The following is a 17667-nucleotide window of genomic DNA, read 5'->3' as shown; positions in this document are numbered from 1 at the left end:
TTTATGAATGCCTGTAATTCATGCGACCAAGCTCTCTATCATCGCAGGTGGATCATGAAAAGCAACAGGAATCGATAAAACCCGCAGGCACATTTTTAGGATTGAAAGAGAAAGAAAGCCGGATAATCTGCCGCGTGTCCAGTCAGTAGAAGGGCACAGTTTCTAATGCAGCTGAAATTGCTGTTTCAGGCGGGACGGTTCCACATCGGTTTCCGGTATGACGGCGCAGACAGCAGATAACGCGTTACTGCGAAATGGAATCACCTGAATACGGTCATCCAGCGTCACAATCTGATAGAACTGCGGCAGGTTGAAATTGATGAAGCTCGAGCCGTAGGTGAAGCGGTCATGTGATGATGAATAGAACCGGCTGACATCACGCACCAGATCTTCTTTACTGCCTTCACAGTGGTGATACACCTCGACGCGGTTCGACTCATCAAGAATATAGATGTTAAAACCGATATCGTCGGCACTGTCTTCGAAGAAGAACTGAATAATCCCTTCGCTCGCATAGCCGTCAATAACTGCGGGCAGATGTGCCTGATCGGTCTGCAATTTTACCGACAAACCGTGCAGTTTATTATTGGAAATGGCTCCGTAAAACTCGATGGCATTTTCCAGTTTCTGAACGGAAACGCTCAGACGCTCGAAGAATAATCCCCATGTCTGGCCGGAAACACGCACCGCTTTGAAACGGCCAGGCTCCAGACGTTTGCTCGACAGGCGCAGTTCAATACATTCAGATACCAGTTGCTGAATACGCGTGCGGATAAGCCCGCGCAAATGCTGGCTATAACAGAACACTTCCACCGATTCCGGCGGCGCAGCATCCTGATGCATTTTGCCCAGAATAGTTTTCAGCGCCTCCAGAACCGCCTGCGCGCCGCTAAAATGTAACGTACGCACTTCATTCCACGAGTTGCGATAAAGCAAATCGATGCTGCCTACCATGCATTCCTGATTCTGCCCGAAGCTGAAGACGTCCAGCTTACGGAAATCAAAATGCACAACCTGGTTGCGGAAGGCGGCGGTCGGATCGTGTTCAAGATTGACGATAATGGCCAGATGACGTATTTCGCAGGGACTGTACAACGCTTTTGGCGTCGGTGCCGGTAAACGCAGCGGGAAGCTGTGGGACACATCCGCCACCAGTTCACGCAGTTTGGCGATATCACACAAGCCGCCACTTTTAATGTGCAGACGCGTGGCAGACGTCAGCAGGCCGTTGAAATAGGCCCACGCCACCAACTTGTTCAGGTAACGGTTATATTCCAGCGGCTGATGGCTGACGATGGACTCCATCGATGGCGACTGGTTATACAAATACCAGCCGGTGCGGTTCGCACGGCCAATCGGCACATGAATAAAGGTTAAATCGTTTTCTGACAGATCAGGTGAAATTTGCGGATTCACCAGCGTGACTTTACCCGGCAGCGCTTCGAATGCGGCGTACAACTTACGGGTCAGCACGCCGATATCCTGCGGGCTGGCGCTGACGCTTAAATTGTTGCGGCGGGCAAAACGAATCAGGTTGCGATAGCTTTGCATCATGGCATCGAGCAGTTCGTTATGCGCTTCGCGCACGCGCTCGATTTTCCAGTTCGCCCGGTTGTCGAGGATCGCCAGACGCTCTTCGTCCCAGCCCCATTCCGCCACCAGTTGGCTGAGAATTTCACGACGCCAGCCCACCGACGCACGGGCGCGGGACAGTTTTTCGCAAACTTTTAAGTAGAAACAGCGGCGGACTAAATCAAGGCGGGTGAAATCTTCAATCTGGGTGAGATAACGGGTCACGCGATCGAGCATCATACAATAGGAATCGAGCCCGAAGCAGACGATCTCTCCCTGATGCAGGCGTTGTTTGATATCCATCGCCAGCAATTGTGTTTTCGGGTATTCCCACGAATAGGTTTCCAGCAGCAGCGTTTTCAGCACCGCTTTGTACGGCGAATCGATGCTTTTATACAGTTGCCAGAGGCTCGCGCCGAAATACTCTTCTGCGGACAGCGTACTGAGGCCGCCGAGATCGAGCCATTCGTTAGGTGTCAGCGCACCCTGTGAATACAACGAGAGGACATATTCGTCGTAATGCGCTTCTTCTTCGCCGGGCACCATATTCCAGAGAATACGTTTACCGGCCAGGCGCACGGCCGTCCGGTAGAATTCGTCGAGCAATAAAATGTGCTGCGTTGAACCGCAGTCCTCACCGCCCAGACTGCCGCTTTCGTTGTGGCGGAAGCGGTTTTCATCAATCAGGAAGAAGCTGACTTCCACGCCCAGCGACGCGGCCCATTTTTCTAACAGGCTGCATTTTTGCTGTAAGCGGTTGCGTTCTTCATTATCAAGCCATGACTGGTGGCACACCCAGATATCAAGATCTGAGCTTTGGCTCTGACCAATAGATGAAGTGCTGCCCATCGAATACACGCCGGTAATCGGCAATTCGCCTTTCGCCAGAGGTTCGAGCGTGCTTCCCCATTTGTCTTCGAGGTCATTGAGATAGGTGTTTTGGGATTCATCAGGCGTGAAAATGCAGATACCGTGCGGAACCTTACCTTCAAGGTATCCCGGTATCAGAGGGTGATGTTGATGTAGAAAGACAGGAAGCAACTGATAGACCTGCTGAAACGCAGGACCCATTGCTGCCAGTGCGCGATCGACGCGTAACTGGTTGATCGCATCCAATCTTTGCTTCAATGTCTCGATGTAGAGGTACAAGACGTTTCGCCTGATTATACAGTGTCTGGAAATAACCCCGTTCCAAATCCGTCATTTATCGTGATGCTTATGCTTTGAACAACCGCGATTGTGCAAATAGTTGACGAATAATTGCTGGAAACGTGATCAATTTAACACCTTGGTGATTGACCGTAAAGAAAGTAACGCACCACAATTACTCTTCCGCTTCTCAGAATTTTACCGCCTGTTCCGTAATGGAACAAATGACCTTCATCATCGTTAGCCTTCTTTTGCGAATGGCTTCTTACGCTGACAGCTTTCTATTGTCAGTGGTAGGATGGTTGAAGAGACAGTTAAACGGTAACAAAAATGTTAGACAAAATCATTCGAATTGCCACCCGCCAGAGCCCTCTGGCTTTGTGGCAGGCACAATATGTTCAAACCTGCCTGATGGCCTGTCACCCCGGTTTACAGGTGGAACTGGTCCCGATGGTGACGAAGGGAGACATCATTTTAGATACCCCTCTGGCCAAAGTGGGCGGCAAAGGTTTGTTCGTTAAAGAGCTTGAACTGGCCATGATGGATGGACGCGCAGATATTGCCGTGCATTCCATGAAAGATGTGCCGGTTGAATTCCCTGAAGGGCTCGGGTTGGTCACTATTTGTGAACGCGAAGACCCCAGGGATGCTTTCGTCTCCAATCATTACGTCAGTCTGGCGGAATTACCGCACGGCAGCATCGTCGGAACCTCCAGCCTGCGCCGTCAGTGCCAGTTGCGTCAGAAACGCCCTGACCTGCAAATCCGCGATTTGCGCGGTAACGTCGGTACGCGTTTATCCAAACTCGATAATGGCGAATACGATGCCATTATTCTGGCCGTTGCCGGGCTGAAACGCCTTGGTCTGGAGAACAGAATCAGTGCCGCCCTGACGCCGGAAGAATGTCTGCCCGCCGTCGGACAAGGCGCGGTAGGTATCGAATGTCGTCTTGATGACTCATACACCCGCGCTTTACTCGCACCGCTGGCCCACCGTGAAACCACGCTGCGCGTACAGGCCGAACGCGCCATGAATATGCGCCTCGAAGGCGGATGTCAGGTGCCTATCGGCAGTTACGCCGAGCTGGAAGGCAATCAACTGTGGCTCCGTGCGCTGGTTGGCGCACCGGACGGCAGCCAGATGGTGTGCGGCGAACGCCGTGGCCCTGCTGAAAATGGCGAAAGCATGGGTATTGAGCTGGCCGAAGAACTGCTGGCGAACGGTGCCCGCGAAATTCTGCATGAGGTCTATCAGGGAAATCCCCCTAAATGACTATTCTGGTCACCCGCCCCTCTCCGGGAGGAGAAGCACTGGTTAGCCGGTTGCGCACTTTAGGCCGGGTGGCCTTCCATTCCCCGCTGATTGAATTTGCACCAGGGAACCAGCTCGCAATATTGCCGAACCTGCTATCCTCATTAAATCAGCAGGATCTGGTGTTTGTTCTCTCGCAACATGCCGTGAATTACGCCGATCGCGCATTACATCAGGCTGCAGTTCGCTGGCCGGGCAACCTCAACTATTTCGCGATTGGCCGAACCACCGGCCTGCTGTTTCACCGGGTCAGCAGTTTACCTGTTCAGTATCCACAGGACGGTGAAACCAGCGAAATGCTGCTCAATCTTCCGGCGCTACGCCGCCTTGAAGGCAAAAAAGCGCTGATTTTACGCGGCAACGGCGGGCGTGAATTACTGGCTGAAACGCTGGCTGAACGGGGCGTCGACGTGACGTACTGCGAATGTTATCAGCGCAGCCCGATTCATTACGATGCCAGCGAGCAAAGCGCCCAATGGCAACGCGCCGGGATTGACACGTTGGTGGTCACCAGCGGAGAAATGCTGCAACAGCTGTACCAGTTAGTTCCTGATTACTACCGACATTCATGGTTACTGCGCTGTAATCTGGTGGTGGTCAGTGAACGTTTGGCAACCCTTGCCCGCCAGCTTGGCTGGAGCAACATTCGGGTTGCCGATAATGCAGATAATGATGCGCTGATCCGCGCATTACAACTACCTGACTAAGGGATGTGCCAAAATGACGGAACAAAAAAATCCTTCCGCCCCGGATGATGAAGTGATGATCTCCAGCGCGGTTGAGAGCCCCCAGCCAGACGCCTCCGGCCGCGATAAGGAGCTGAAAGTGTTGCGTAAAAAGCAGCGTACCGCGCCGGTGTTAGGCGCTATCGCGATTGTTTTAGTGATTGCGCTCGGCGCAGGTCTTTATTACCACGGCCATCAGCAATCGCTGGCTCAGGCGGCTTCTAACGAAGCGCTTTCTGAACAACTCGATGCCCTGCAAAAAACCCAGCAACAGGATAAACAGCAAATTGCTGCCCTGCTTGCTCAGCAGGACAAAACCCGACAGGACGCCGATCGTCAGCAGGCGTCATTCGGTCGTCAGCTGAACGAATTGCAGGACAAAGTCGCCAGCATTTCCGGCAGTGATGCGAAAACCTGGTTGCTGGCGCAGGCCGACTATCTGGTAAAACTGGCGGGCCGTAAACTCTGGAGCGATCAGGATGTCACGACCGCCGCCGCGCTGCTGAAAAGTGCTGATGCTAGCCTGGCAGACATGAACGATCCCAGCCTGATTGATGTGCGTCGCGCCCTGAACGAAGACGTCGGCAGTTTGTCCGCCGTGGCTCAGGTTGATTTCGACGGCATCATTCTTAAGCTGAATCAGCTGTCTAATCAGGTAGATAACCTGCGTCTGGCAGACAATGACACCGACGATTCGCCAATGGACAGCGACGGCTCCAGTGTGTCCGGTTCACTGGCCGAATGGCGTCAGAATCTGACCAAAAGCTGGCACAACTTTATGGATGACTTCATTACCATCCGCCGCCGTGATACCAGCGCTGAGCCGCTGCTGGCACCGAATCAGGATGTGTATCTGCGGGAAAATATCCGCTCGCGCCTGCTGATTGCCGCGCAAGCCGTTCCGCGCCATCAGGATGAAGTCTACAAACAGTCGCTGGAAAGCGTATCGACCTGGGTTCGCGCCTACTTTGATACGTCAGATCCGTCGACCAAAGCTTTCCTTGAGGAACTGGACAGCCTCAGCCAGCAATCCGTTTCGATGGATGTGCCGGATGAGCTGAAAAGCCAGCCGATGCTGGAAAAACTGATGCAGACCCGCGTGCGTAACCTGCTTCAGCAGCCCGCCGCCGCAACACAGGGGGAATAACGCATGTTACGAGTTTTCGTGCTGTTCCTGATTGTGTTTGCCGGGATCATCGTCGGCCCGATACTGGCCGGCCATCAGGGTTACGTCCTGATTCAGACGGACAATTACAACATTGAAACCAGCGTCACCGGTCTGGTCATCATGCTGATCGTCCTGATTCTGCTGCTGTTTTTCATCGAGTGGGTACTTCGCCGCGTTCTGCGTACCGGTGCTCGTACGCGCGGCTGGTTTGCGGGGCGTAAAAGCTCCAAAGCACGCAAGCAAACCAAAGCCGCGATGCTGAAACTGGCAGAAGGCGATCATCGTCAGATGGAAAAATTGCTGGCGCGCAATGCCGATCACGCCGATCAGCCGGTGGTGAATTACCTGCTTGCCGCAGAAGCCGCGCAACAGCGTGGTGATGATATTCGCACAAATCAGTATCTCGAGCGGGCGGCAGAAATTGCCGATACCGACCAGATGCCGGTGGATATCACCCGTGTCCGCATTCAGCTGGCGCAGGGCCAAATTCATGCCGCGCGCCACGGCGTTGACCGGCTGATCGGGCAGTCGCCGCGTCACCCGGAAATTTTACGTCTGGCGGAACAGGCTTATCTGCGCACCGGCGCTTACGGTTCGCTGCTGGAAATTCTACCTTCTATGGCGAAAGCGGAAATTCATACCGACGACGAGATTCGCGTTCTTCAGGAACAGGCGTATATCGGCATGATGAACCAGCTGATGGCGGAAGAAGGCAGCGACGGTCTCAAGCGCTGGTGGAAAGATCAGAGCCGTAAAACCCGTCATGAAGTGGCATTACAGGTCGCGATGGCGAAACACCTGATTGAATGCAACGATCAGGATCTGGCGCAGGAAGTGATTCTCGACGGACTGAAACGCCAGTATGACGACCGTCTTGTCGCGCTGATGCCTAAGCTGCGTTCCGGTAATCCGGAGCAACTTGAAAAAACGCTGTATCTGTTGATCAAACAAAACGGTGCGTCGCCGCTGCTGAGCAGTACGCTTGGGCAGTTGCTGATGAAACATGGCGAATGGCTGAAAGCGAGCGAGGCCTTCCGTGAAGCGCTGAAACAGCGTCCTGATGCTTATGATTACGCGTGGCTGGCGGATGCGCTGGATAAATTGCATAAACCGGCTGAAGCCGCGGAAATGCGCCGTGAAGGATTGATGCTGACGCTCAATAACGATCAGCAGCTTTAATCAGAACCGGACTTCATATTATGCAAAAGGCTCCTTCGGGAGCCTTTTTTACGCCTGGTGCAAATCGCAGATAAAAAAACACCTGCAATATAAGCAGGTGTATAAAAACAATCAGGTACAGGACAACAGATGAGTGCCTCACTCAACGTTTTGCCTTCTGGTTGATAGCGCATCAGCGTTATCGGTCAGGATGACAATAGGCACTATAAATTGGCTCTGCATCATTCCCAGGTTTATGAAGCCGGAGCAAACATAATGGGTGGAATGAGCATCTACGCCGGGAATATTGCAGGAGCCGTGCCAGTATGGCAATAGCGGATGTGAAATTTTTAAAATCGTTGAAAAGTAAGCGTTTTATTTTTCAACATTGCCAGTACAAAAAGGTTCTACGCCCAATAGCATTCCACAACCACCTTTATTTGTCTCCACTGAACGACAACTCAAACCCTGTCCAGATGACTTTATATTTATCAATAAGATAAATGTCTCCAGACTGAGACAGGTAACAGGGGCAATGTCGTGAAACGGCTACAACGGGAAGGAAAGGGATTTGAGAAACTACAGACGAAAAAAAACCTGCTTTAAAAAGCAGGTTTCTTAAATGTGGTCGGCGAGAGAGGATTACGCGCATCTTCGATGCTTGCCCTGCGGGCCGTTGCTAAAGCAACGTGGTCTCGCTTCGCTCGGCTCAAACCTCCTGCGGAGGTTCTCATCCTCTTATACAACAGACGAAAAAAAACCTGCTTTTAAAAAGCAGGTTTCTTAAATGTGGTCGGCGAGAGAGGATTCGAACCTCCGACCCACTGGTCCCAAACCAGTTGCGCTACCAAGCTGCGCTACTCGCCGATGTCGTGCATCTTACTACTTTATGATACTAACTGCATCATTTAAATGAATTTTGTGTGTGGTGCGAAGGGAGGGACTCGAACCCTCACATCCGAAGGACACTAACACCTGAAGCTAGCGCGTCTACCAATTCCGCCACCATCGCATGTCACAATCACAAATTCATTTTAGAGTGGGGTGGCTAATGGGGCTCGAACCCACGACAACTGGAATCACAATCCAGGGCTCTACCAACTGAGCTATAGCCACCATATCTCTAACTAACGTGAAATGCTTAACTCAACAATTCACCGCAACTCTAGCGCAAACTAATGGTGCGCCCGACAGGATTCGAACCTGAGACCTCTGCCTCCGGAGGGCAGCGCTCTATCCAGCTGAGCTACGGGCGCTTAGCGCCGTTGCGGGTGGGGATACTACGGTTTTAACGCCAAGCTGTCTAGTGCTTTTTATCAGAAATATTGCGTTTGATTACGCTTTATCCAATCCGCATTAAAAGTAAGCGCCTTCCCTTCCCCACCCATGACTTACGACGTTATTTTGCTTTTTCCGGCGTAAGTGCAGCACGCTTATGCATGCCCAGGCCGAAGTATATCAGTGACACCGCCGCGATGAAAATACCGCCAACCAGCAGAGAAACCCGCGTATCCGGGTTAATTGCCATCCCCACCAGTACGCACGCGAGGAAAATCAGCGTCAGATAGTTGGTGTAAGGGAAAAGCACGGATTTGAACGGATGACTTTTCAGTTTCTCTTTATGCGCGTCGCGGAAACGCAGCTGGCTAATCAGCACGACAAACCACGGCACCATGCCCGGCAGTACGCTGGCGCTGTAGACATACACGAACACTTTCTCCGGATTCGGGATCACGTAGTTAAGGCATGAACCCACCAGCAGGCATAAAATCGTAATCGCGATGCCATAAACCGGGACGCCGCTTTTTGAAACCCGGCTCAGGAACGAAGGCAGCTGGCGGTTCTTTGACAAGGCGTAAAGCATACGTCCGCAACTGTACATTCCGCTGTTACAGCCCGACAGCGCCGCCGTCAGTACCACAAAGTTGATGATGCCGGCCGCTGAGGCAATACCAATTTTCGCGAAGGTTAAAACGAACGGGCTGCCGTGCGTGCCCATTTCGTTCCACGGGAAAATCGTGATGATGACGAAAATCGCGCCCACGTAAAAAATCAGGATACGCCACAGGATATTATTGATGGCACGTTTGAGCGTCACCTGCGGGTTCTTCGCTTCACCGGCGGTGATCCCCACCAGCTCAACGCCCTGATACGACGCCACGACAATACACAGCGCGAAGAGGAACCCTTTCCAGCCACCGGCAAAGAAGCCGCCGTGCGCCGTCAGGTTAGCAAACCCCACCGGCTCGCCGTGATTACCAAATCCAAAGAAAATCACCGCCAGCCCGACCACAATCATCACAATAATGGTGGTGATTTTGATCAGCGCAAACCAGAACTCCATTTCGCCATAAAGCTTAACGGCGGCCAGGTTCGCTGACGCCACAATCGCCACGGCAATCAGCGCCGGGATCCACTGAGGGAGATCGGGGAACCAGTATTGCGCGTAAACGCCGATGGCGGTGATTTCAGAAATCCCCACCGCTATCCACATAAACCAGTAACTCCACGCCGTGAGATATCCGTAGTACGGCCCGAGATATTTGTGCGCGTAAACCGCAAACGAACCGGCAACCGGTTCAAGGTGCAGCATTTCACCCATTGAACGCATGATAAAGAAGACGAAAACGCCCGCCAGAATATACGCGAGCAGTACCGACGGGCCCGCCCATTTGAGAGTACTCGCCGCGCCCATGAACAGCCCGACACCGATGGTGCCGCCCAGTGCAATCAGCTCGATATGCCTCGCTTCAAGCCCCCGGTGTAGCCCGCCTTTTTCTTCTTGATTCGCCATAGATCCTCAATTTCTCTGTATTTGTGTTTGCCTTTCGGAATGACCGAATTGTTATTTTTATTGTGGTGTTCGCCGCAGAAGGCGGAAAAACGGCGTTATGGTTTCGTATTTTCTGACGAGTTGCAAACCACAATTGAGAAAGATAAGCATTGATAGACAAGACAGACTGCAAACGAAAGCAAGAGGAAGGCAAAAATGAGAGGTCGCTCGCCGCCCTGAGAGATTGGGCGGCGAAGGTTTTTTGAGGCAGTCAGGATTTACAGACGGTTGGTGTAGTAATAGCGGACGAATTTGAGCAGCTTGAGCTGACGACGTAAACGGCTTGGCTGCAAAATCAGGCGGTACAGCCATTCCAGCCCCAGGTTCTGCCAGAGTTTGGGCGCGCGTTTAACGTGGCCGGTGAAAACGTCATAGGTTCCGCCGATCCCCATATACAGCGCATCAGGGTGCACGAGGCGGCAATCCCGCATCAGGATTTCCTGTTTCGGCGAGCCCATTGCCACTGTCACTATCGCCGCGCCGCTGGCTTTTACCCGTCCGAATAACGCATCTCGCTGTTCCGGCGTGAAATAACCGTTCTTGCTGCCGACAATATTGACGTTCCACTGCGCGCGGAGCTTCTCTTCGGTCTGCTGAAGAATTTCAGGTTTGCCGCCAATCAGAAACACCGGCGTCCCTTCAGCACCGGCGCGCTGCATCAGCCCTTCCCACAGATCCGCACCGGCGATGCGCGATATCTTCGCTTCGGGATATTTGCGGCGAATCGCGCGCACAATGCTGATGCCGTCCGGGTATTTATATTCCGCTACGTTAATCAGCGCGCTCATTTCCGGGTTGCTTTCAACGGTCAGCACTTTCTCGGCATTCATCGCCACCATCGAACCGGTTTTCACCTGATTATCGGCAAACAGATAATCAATAAAATGCGCCATATCGCGGAAGCCCCAGAGACGGATCCCGCGAATATCGTATTGTGGAACGTTATTCTCAGAGTTCATTCAAATTCCTGCCAGAGTCAGGCTCCATGAGGTTTTTTCTGCGCGGCATTTTGGCACGGATAAGCCCGGCGGCATCAAACATCCAGTACAGGAGTTTGGCGACGACCAGACACGCGCCGAACACCAGACAGAAAAACACCACCCGCGAGAAGAAGGAATCCACGCCTTCACGGGCCAGCACAATCATATTAAACACCGCACCAAAGCAGAAACTTTGCAAAATAGCGGCCTTATAAGGGTTCGCATCCGCTTTCCCTTTTTCGTACAACCAGTCAAACCATTTCATGATCATGCCAACGGCGACAGCGCCTAGCGGGATAAACCACACGCCGCCCATCACTACCAGAGAACCAATCAGGGTGGGGGAAATCGCCAGACCGGAGTGATTATTGAGCACTTCCCAAGTGAAGTAGTTGGCAGAATTGAGCACTATGCCCGGACGGTCATGCCACAGCCAGGTCGGAATGAAAACGTAGAAATCACGCACAATCGGCGCAAGCCCCTGGAAGCTGATTTTGTCGTAGTTCTGCAACAGCAGCCCCAGATTCTCCCACGGAGAAAATGTGTCGCGCGTCAGATACAGGAAAGTATAAATCGCTTCCGGGCCGCTGACGTTCAGGCCATACCGTTTAAGCGCCAGCCAGAACATGCCGACAATACCCAGCACGCCCGCCACCGCCAACATCCACAGACTTATCCAGCCACGCACAATGCCGATAAACAAAAACAGCGCAAAAGCGATGATGATATTGGCGCGGGTTCCGCCGACGATAACGTAGGTCAGGAAACCAAAAGCCGCGGTGCTGGCGAGGAAAAACAGCCAGCGGCGGACGTCCGGTTTGATAAAAAATACCACCAGCATCGCCGGAATAAAGAAGTAAAAGAAGCGTTTAAGCGCCACGCCGGAGACATCGCTGGAGAAGATCTGGCTGTAGGATTTCAGCTTAAACAGCAAAAAACCGTTGTGCATGAAGAAGATGGAAACGGTGACGACTGCAATCAGCGCCAGCAGCATCCAGGTCAGATGGGTTTCGACCCGGTTCATGGTAAACAGCGGTCGTGAAGGACCGTCGCGTTTAGCCTTCAGCCGCGTTTTGTAGCAAACGTAATAAATGCCATAGAAACAGGTCGCGGCCAGCATTGCCTGCAACAGGTTTTCCACCGGCACCACTTTGACGTCAAACTGAAAAACCAGCAGGCAGGTCAGCGGAAAACCAAAGTAGAACGTCAGCAGATACAGTAACGAAAATAAGACGTTAAAGTTGAAACGCACGCGCCGGAATTCTTTGTACGTCAGCGTGAGAATAAACAACAGCGACAGCACGTAAACGACAGTCAGGCCACCTAACTGTGCCAGCGTCATGATGTTTCTCCCGCCGCGAGCAGCAATGCCTGCTGCCAGCCCGAAATATAGTTCGGGTTGAAGAAGGCGATATTTTTGCGATCGGCATTCAGCAACTGACGCCGCGCTTCAGCGACCACTTTTTCATCCAGCGTATCGCCGTAGAAAAGCACAGGCAGATGCTGCTCGGCCAGATCCTGCCAGAAGGGATTCTGGCGGCTGACGACAAACGGCACGCCGAACTGAATCAGAAGGCATTGCGTCCCGATCCCCTGCTGCCGGTCGAAAATAAAATAGCCCAGCGAGCAGCGGCGCAACACATTGAGGTAATCATCGAAAGCCATTGCGCCGGTCATCAGGTCAACATTTTCGGGCGCAAACAGCGTTAATGCTTCCGCGCGAACCTGTTCAATATAGGCCTGATTATCCGCCGGATATCCCATCGGGATAATTACGCGGATATCGCCACCAAACTGCTGATGCAGTGAACGCAGGGCTTCAATGTGGCGGTTACTGCGATCACCGGAATTACCGACCAGCACCGTCATCGGCCCATCAGGTTCGGGCAGGTCAGCGGGTTGCGTCAGCGCCGGATCCATACGTGTCGGGAAGTACAGCAAAGACGACGGCGTTCGGGGATAGCGCTGATGGAAATGGATCAGATCGCCGCGTGTGGCAAAGATATGCCCGATACGCCCTTGCGCCATACGGCGCATAAAATAAAACAGGCGGAATTTCAGCCCTCCGGCAGATTCATACAAATCCGCCCCCCAGATATGCCAGCTGGCCTGTTGGGCTTTGATTTTGCCGGTAAGCAGCGCCAGCCAGAGCGCAGGATTAAATTGCCCGTGGAAGAAAAAGTGGTGCGTCCGGTCCTGCGCGCGGGAAATCACCGCCGCCGCCAGCGTTTTTTTGTCCGGATAAACACGGATGTCCAGACGCGTAAATTCAGCAAATGCCGAAGCATCCGCCGCCGCCACCATAAAATGACAAATCCGCTTTTCAGGCGTGCATTCGGCCAGCACGTCGTTGAAAAAGCGCAGTACGGTAACATTATGGTGAGGGATGTCAGATCCCAAAACGTGAATCAGCGTTGTCATGCTCGTCTACGATAGATAACAAATACAGTGCAGCACGCGGCAAAATAGACGATATACGTCGCCATATACGCCTGCGCAGCGCCCAGAGAACCGTGAATCGGGATCAGCCAGTGTGAAAAACCGGTCAGCAGCGCGAACTGACTGATTTCGGTCAGCACATAAAAGCGCAAAGACGCACGGGCGATCACCAGGTACCCAAAAACATACGAGCCGACTTTCAGTACATCGCCCACCAGTTGCCAGGCGAACAAATCGCGCATCGCGATGAATTGTTTTGAAAACAACAGCCAGATAGCAAAATCGCGCAGTAACCAGACCGTGAAACTGACTGCGGCCACGGCGGGGATGACAAATTTCAGCGACTTCACGATTTCGCGGGAAATATCCCGTTTATCGGTCAGCCGGGATAATGTGGGCAACAAATACACGCTGAATGAGGCGGTGATAAATTGCAGGTAAGCATCCGAAATACTGCTGACGCCCTGCCAGATCCCCACATCATTCCAGCTGTAATGTTCAGCCAGCAGATTTCGCATCATCACATACGCCACCGGGATCGTAACGGATGTGATCAGCGCCATCAGCGTAAATTTACCGAGATGGCTGGCAATAAAGCGATCCCAGCCCGGTTTTAAGTATTCCAGCGGAAAGGATTTGCGCTTCCACAACATGCCAGCCGCGGGCAGGATAACCAGCGCAGGCACCAGCGCCAGACCGGCCAGCGCGCCTTCGTAACCGCCCAGTTTGAAGCAAGCCAGATAAGCGACTAAACCAATCAGGCTTCCGCCAATCACCGCCAGCGCGTTGCCCATCGCATCGCGGTACCCTTTCAGGATTGCCTGAAAATAGTTGGCGTAGGCGATGCCCATCTGGATAAAGGCCACGGCGCGAACCACAGCCTGATAGCGTTCATGCCCGAACAGGCCGGTACTTATTGGTGCCGCGAGCAGCAGAAATATCGCCGCCAGCAGGGTGGAGAAACCTAAAATCAGCGATGACGATGTCCCGAGCACGGCTTTAAGCCGTTCAGGATTATCATGGTGTTCGGCAACATATTTGGTGACGCCGTTGAATATCCCGGCACCGGACAATACGCCCAACACCGTGACCATCTGACGGAAATTCCCCGCCTGCCCCACGCCTTCCGGCCCGAACGCCACGGCCAGCAATTTGACCACCAGCAATCCGGCGCCAATTTTAATCAGCGTGGAACCGGCGGTCCAGACTGACGCTTTTGCCAGCGACATATCAGGCGAAGTACTGCAGCATGGCCGCAATCACAGTGCGCTGTGTGTCGTCGGTCATGTTGTAGAACAACGGCAGGCGCACCAGACGCTCACTTTCCTGCGTGGTAAAGCGGTCAGTGCCAGAGAAACGCCCGAAGTTTTCGCCAGCCGGACAGCCATGCAGCGGAATGTAATGGAATACGGTGAGAATATCCGCCGCTTTCATATGTCGGATGAACGCATCGCGGTCTTCGATATCGTTCAGGCGAACATAAAACATGTGGGCGTTTTGGATGCAATCCTGCGGAATAGCCGGAAGCTGAACACGCCCCGCATCAGCCAGATCCTGCAAGGCTTCGTAATATTCATTCCAGATACACAGACGGCGCTGATTAATCTTGTCAGCAGCATCCAGGTTTCCCCACAGATACGCGGCCTGCAAATCAGACATCAGATAGCTGGATCCGATGTCGCGCCAGGTATATTTATCCACCTGACCGCGGAAGAACTGGCTGCGGTTGGTGCCTTTTTCGCGAATGATTTCAGCACGGTCAATCAGCGCCGGATCGTTGATCAGCGTCGCACCACCTTCGCCGCCTGCGGTGTAGTTTTTCGTTTCGTGGAAACTGAAACAGCCAATATGGCCGATAGTCCCCAGCGCTTTGCCTTTGTAAGTCGACATCACACCCTGCGCGGCATCTTCCACCACGAACAGGTGATGCTTTTCGGCCAGCGCCATGATGGTATCCATTTCACAGGCCACGCCCGCGTAATGAACCGGCACAATCACTTTAGTTTTATCCGTAATCGCCGCTTCAATCAGGGTTTCATCGATATTCATGGTGTCCGGGCGGACATCCACGAAGACGATTTTCGCGCCGCGCAGGACAAACGCATTGGCGGTCGAGACGAACGTAAAACTCGGCATAATCACTTCATCGCCCGGCTGGATATCAAGCAGCAATGCGGCCATTTCCAGCGACGCCGTGCAGGACGGCGTCAGCAACACTTTCGGGCAGTTAAAACGCTGTTCGAACCATTTCTGGCAGCGCAGCGTGAATCCGCCATCACCGCAAAGTTTGCCGCTGCTCATCGCCTCGCGCATGAAATCAATTTCAGTGCCGGCAATTGGCGGCGCATTAAAAGGGATCATCGTTTCACCTGTACAGCCAGTACGCCGTGCGCGTGACTTTGCCACCGCTGGCGAGATAAAGGTTTAAAGCTGCAAGGTTGCCGGTTTGTGTCGCGACGTGCAGCCGCGAAACGCCCTGACCGGCACACCATTGTTTCGCAGCCGCCATTAATTTTTTGCCCGCTCCCCGCCCCTGACACTCAGGTCTGACGGCCAGCAGGCCAATTCGTGCCTCGCCACCGGCTAACCGACGCAGCGTCACAAATCCGCTGCCGTTGCCGTGTTCGTCATCGGCCCACAGGCAAAGATGGTCGAACGTACCGAGAACTGCTTTTTCCGCCCACATCGCGTAAAAACGCGCGCTGTCTTGCGGCTGATACCAAGGTGTTCTAAAGCGGCTCAGTCTAAACGCCTGACGGGCGATATTCACCACGTCGGCAATGTCTTCCGGCACCGCCAGACGCCCGGCGGGCAGCGCGATGTCTTGCGGACTCACCGCGACACACACATCCGTTTCACCTTCGGCCAGACGAAAACCGAGCGCGGACATCGCATCCAGCATTTCGGTCTGGTCAGCGTCGACTTTCGCCTGCACCAGCGCATATTGCGCGAGCGCCTCAGGCGTCACGATTGTTTTCGCCGACGCATCCAGGCTTAGTTTCGCACTACGCAACTGGAAGAAATCGCTCTCCCAGTCGAGCGGCTCAATATTGCCGTGGACGTGCAGGCTCACCGCCACACACCTTTGGTGTCTACGATCCACGACTGGCGGATCGTGCTGGCCGGGATCGCCTTGAACGAGGTGTGATCGACCAGCATCACCAGAAGATCGGCTTCGTTCAGGGCATCATCCAGAGAATGCAGAGTGACCTTTTGGGCCAGCGACGCCGGAAGCTGATGAACATTCGGTTCAACGGCCCAGGTCTCGCCGGCATGCCAGTCGGCAATCAGATGGGTGACTTCAACGGCCGGGCTTTCGCGCAGGTCGTCGATATTGGGTTTAAACGCCAGACCAAAGCAGGCGATTTTAATTTCTGAAGCACGCTTGCCGGTGGTGGTCAGGCAGTCTGCCAGCGCCGCTTTCACGCGATCAACCACCCAGTGTGGTTTGCTGTCATTGACTTCACGCGCCGTGCGGATGATCCGCGCCAGCTCCGGGTTCTGCGCCACAATAAACCACGGGTCGACGGCGATACAATGACCGCCAACGCCCGGCCCGGGCTGTAAAATATTCACCCGAGGATGACGGTTTGCCAGGCTGATCAGCTCCCAGACATTAATACCCTGCGCATCGCAAATCAGCGACAACTCATTCGCAAAAGCAATATTGACGTCGCGGAAGCTGTTTTCGGTCAGCTTGCACATTTCCGCCGTGCGCGAATTCGTGACCACGCATTCCCCTTTCAGGAAAATGTTGTACAAATCACTGGCGCGCTGTGAGCACACGGACGTCATGCCGCCAATCACGCGGTCATTTTTGATCAGCTCAACCATCACCTGGCCAGGCAGAACGCGTTCAGGGCAGTAAGCAATATTGATATCCGCCTGTTCACCCGCCTGTTGCGGAAAACTCAGATCCGGGCGGGTTTCGGCCAGCCATGTCGCCATCTGTTCTGTCGCGCCCACCGGAGAGGTGGATTCCAGAATGATCAGATCACCCTTTTTTAGCACCGGCGATAATGAGCGCGCGGCGGATTCCACGAATTTCATGTCCGGCAGATGATCGCCCATAAAAGGCGTCGGCACGGCAATCAGGAAAGCATCAGCAGGTTCAGGCCGGGTGACTGCGCGCAGGAAACCGCCTTCTACGGCCTGTTTCACCAGCGTGTCGAGATCGGGTTCAACGATATGAATGGCGCCGCGGTTAATCGTATCTACCGCGTGCTGATTGATATCCACACCCACCACGTTTTTCTGGCGTGAGGCGAAGGCGGCAGCCGTCGGCAAGCCGATGTAACCCAGTCCGATTACAGAAATAGTATTGAAATTCAT

General features: G+C 53.5%; 13 protein-coding genes, 4 tRNA genes and 1 other RNA gene. 4 read left to right on the top strand and 14 right to left on the bottom strand.

All coding sequences use genetic code 11. The features are described 5' to 3' along the window. Nucleotides 1-162: 162 nt before the first annotated feature. Nucleotides 163-2721: a class I adenylate cyclase gene (locus ACM5QY_RS05390; protein ID WP_416119562.1), complete on the bottom strand. Its 2559-nt coding sequence runs from the start codon at nt 2719-2721 to the stop codon at nt 163-165. A 330-nt stretch (nt 2722-3051) separates the two neighbouring features. Between ACM5QY_RS05390 and hemC the strand changes: the two genes are divergently transcribed. Genes hemC through hemY form a run of 4 tightly spaced genes read left to right on the top strand, consistent with a single transcriptional unit; the run spans nt 3052 to nt 7104 of the window. Then, complete coding sequence (gene hemC, locus ACM5QY_RS05385) at nt 3052-3993, top strand: hydroxymethylbilane synthase (protein WP_416119560.1); 942 nt, start codon at nt 3052-3054, stop codon at nt 3991-3993. Next, nucleotides 3990-4739 carry a uroporphyrinogen-III synthase gene (gene hemD / locus ACM5QY_RS05380; RefSeq protein WP_416119559.1) on the top strand — a complete coding sequence of 250 codons (750 nt, stop codon included), beginning with the start codon at nt 3990-3992 and terminating at the stop codon, nt 4737-4739. Before hemC ends, hemD begins: the two co-directional genes overlap by 4 nt. 13 nt (nt 4740-4752) lie before the next feature. Further along, nucleotides 4753-5904, top strand: coding sequence for a uroporphyrinogen-III C-methyltransferase (hemX, locus tag ACM5QY_RS05375; RefSeq protein WP_416119557.1), 1152 nt, complete (start codon nt 4753-4755; stop codon nt 5902-5904). A gap of 3 nt (nt 5905-5907) precedes the next feature. Beyond that, complete coding sequence (gene hemY, locus ACM5QY_RS05370; protein WP_416119555.1) at nt 5908-7104, top strand: protoheme IX biogenesis protein HemY; 1197 nt, start codon at nt 5908-5910, stop codon at nt 7102-7104. A 604-nt stretch (nt 7105-7708) separates the two neighbouring features. On the opposite strand, the gene ACM5QY_RS05365 is transcribed toward hemY, so the two are convergent. From ACM5QY_RS05365 to wecC, 13 genes are all read right to left on the bottom strand, one after another. Then, nucleotides 7709-7838, bottom strand: a non-coding RNA gene (locus ACM5QY_RS05365) — RtT sRNA. A gap of 35 nt (nt 7839-7873) precedes the next feature. After that, nucleotides 7874-7950, bottom strand: a tRNA-Pro gene (locus ACM5QY_RS05360). Nucleotides 7951-8009: 59 nt separating this feature from the next. Beyond that, a tRNA-Leu gene (locus ACM5QY_RS05355) sits at nt 8010-8095 on the bottom strand. A gap of 28 nt (nt 8096-8123) precedes the next feature. Then, a tRNA-His gene (locus ACM5QY_RS05350) sits at nt 8124-8199 on the bottom strand. 63 nt (nt 8200-8262) lie between these two features. Further along, nucleotides 8263-8339 (bottom strand) — tRNA-Arg (locus ACM5QY_RS05345). Between the two features lie 143 nt (nt 8340-8482). After that, a complete protein-coding gene (gene thrP, locus ACM5QY_RS05340; RefSeq protein WP_416119554.1) occupies nt 8483-9877 on the bottom strand; it encodes a bifunctional threonine/serine APC transporter ThrP in 1395 nt (464 codons plus the stop codon). Between the two features lie 257 nt (nt 9878-10134). Next, nucleotides 10135-10875 carry a lipopolysaccharide N-acetylmannosaminouronosyltransferase gene (gene wecG, locus ACM5QY_RS05335; protein ID WP_416119552.1) on the bottom strand — a complete coding sequence of 247 codons (741 nt, stop codon included), beginning with the start codon at nt 10873-10875 and terminating at the stop codon, nt 10135-10137. Then, nucleotides 10865-12238 carry an ECA oligosaccharide polymerase gene (wzyE, locus tag ACM5QY_RS05330; RefSeq protein WP_416119551.1) on the bottom strand — a complete coding sequence of 458 codons (1374 nt, stop codon included), beginning with the start codon at nt 12236-12238 and terminating at the stop codon, nt 10865-10867. The genes wecG and wzyE overlap by 11 nt, the downstream gene beginning before the upstream one ends. After that, on the bottom strand, nt 12235-13317 hold the full coding sequence (locus ACM5QY_RS05325) for a TDP-N-acetylfucosamine:lipid II N-acetylfucosaminyltransferase (RefSeq protein ID WP_416119549.1): 1083 nt from the start codon (nt 13315-13317) through the stop codon (nt 12235-12237). The genes wzyE and ACM5QY_RS05325 overlap by 4 nt, the downstream gene beginning before the upstream one ends. Continuing rightward, a complete protein-coding gene (wzxE, locus tag ACM5QY_RS05320) occupies nt 13314-14564 on the bottom strand; it encodes a lipid III flippase WzxE (protein WP_416119548.1) in 1251 nt (416 codons plus the stop codon). Before wzxE ends, ACM5QY_RS05325 begins: the two co-directional genes overlap by 4 nt. A gap of 1 nt (nt 14565) precedes the next feature. Further along, the gene (rffA, locus tag ACM5QY_RS05315) at nt 14566-15696 is read right to left on the bottom strand and encodes a dTDP-4-amino-4,6-dideoxygalactose transaminase (RefSeq protein ID WP_416119547.1); all 1131 of its coding nucleotides are present in this window, start codon (nt 15694-15696) and stop codon (nt 14566-14568) included. Between the two features lie 4 nt (nt 15697-15700). Then, nucleotides 15701-16402, bottom strand: coding sequence for a dTDP-4-amino-4,6-dideoxy-D-galactose acyltransferase (gene rffC / locus ACM5QY_RS05310; RefSeq protein ID WP_416122821.1), 702 nt, complete (start codon nt 16400-16402; stop codon nt 15701-15703). A 2-nt stretch (nt 16403-16404) separates the two neighbouring features. Beyond that, nucleotides 16405-17667, bottom strand: a complete 1263-nt coding sequence (gene wecC, locus ACM5QY_RS05305; RefSeq protein WP_416119546.1) for a UDP-N-acetyl-D-mannosamine dehydrogenase — start codon at nt 17665-17667, stop codon at nt 16405-16407.

The sequence above is a fragment of the Rahnella sp. PCH160 genome, assembly GCF_047784855.1.
Taxonomy (GTDB): domain Bacteria; phylum Pseudomonadota; class Gammaproteobacteria; order Enterobacterales; family Enterobacteriaceae; genus Rahnella.
Note: the sequence above shows the minus strand (reverse complement) of the source record. Positions and strands in the feature narration are given on the sequence as shown.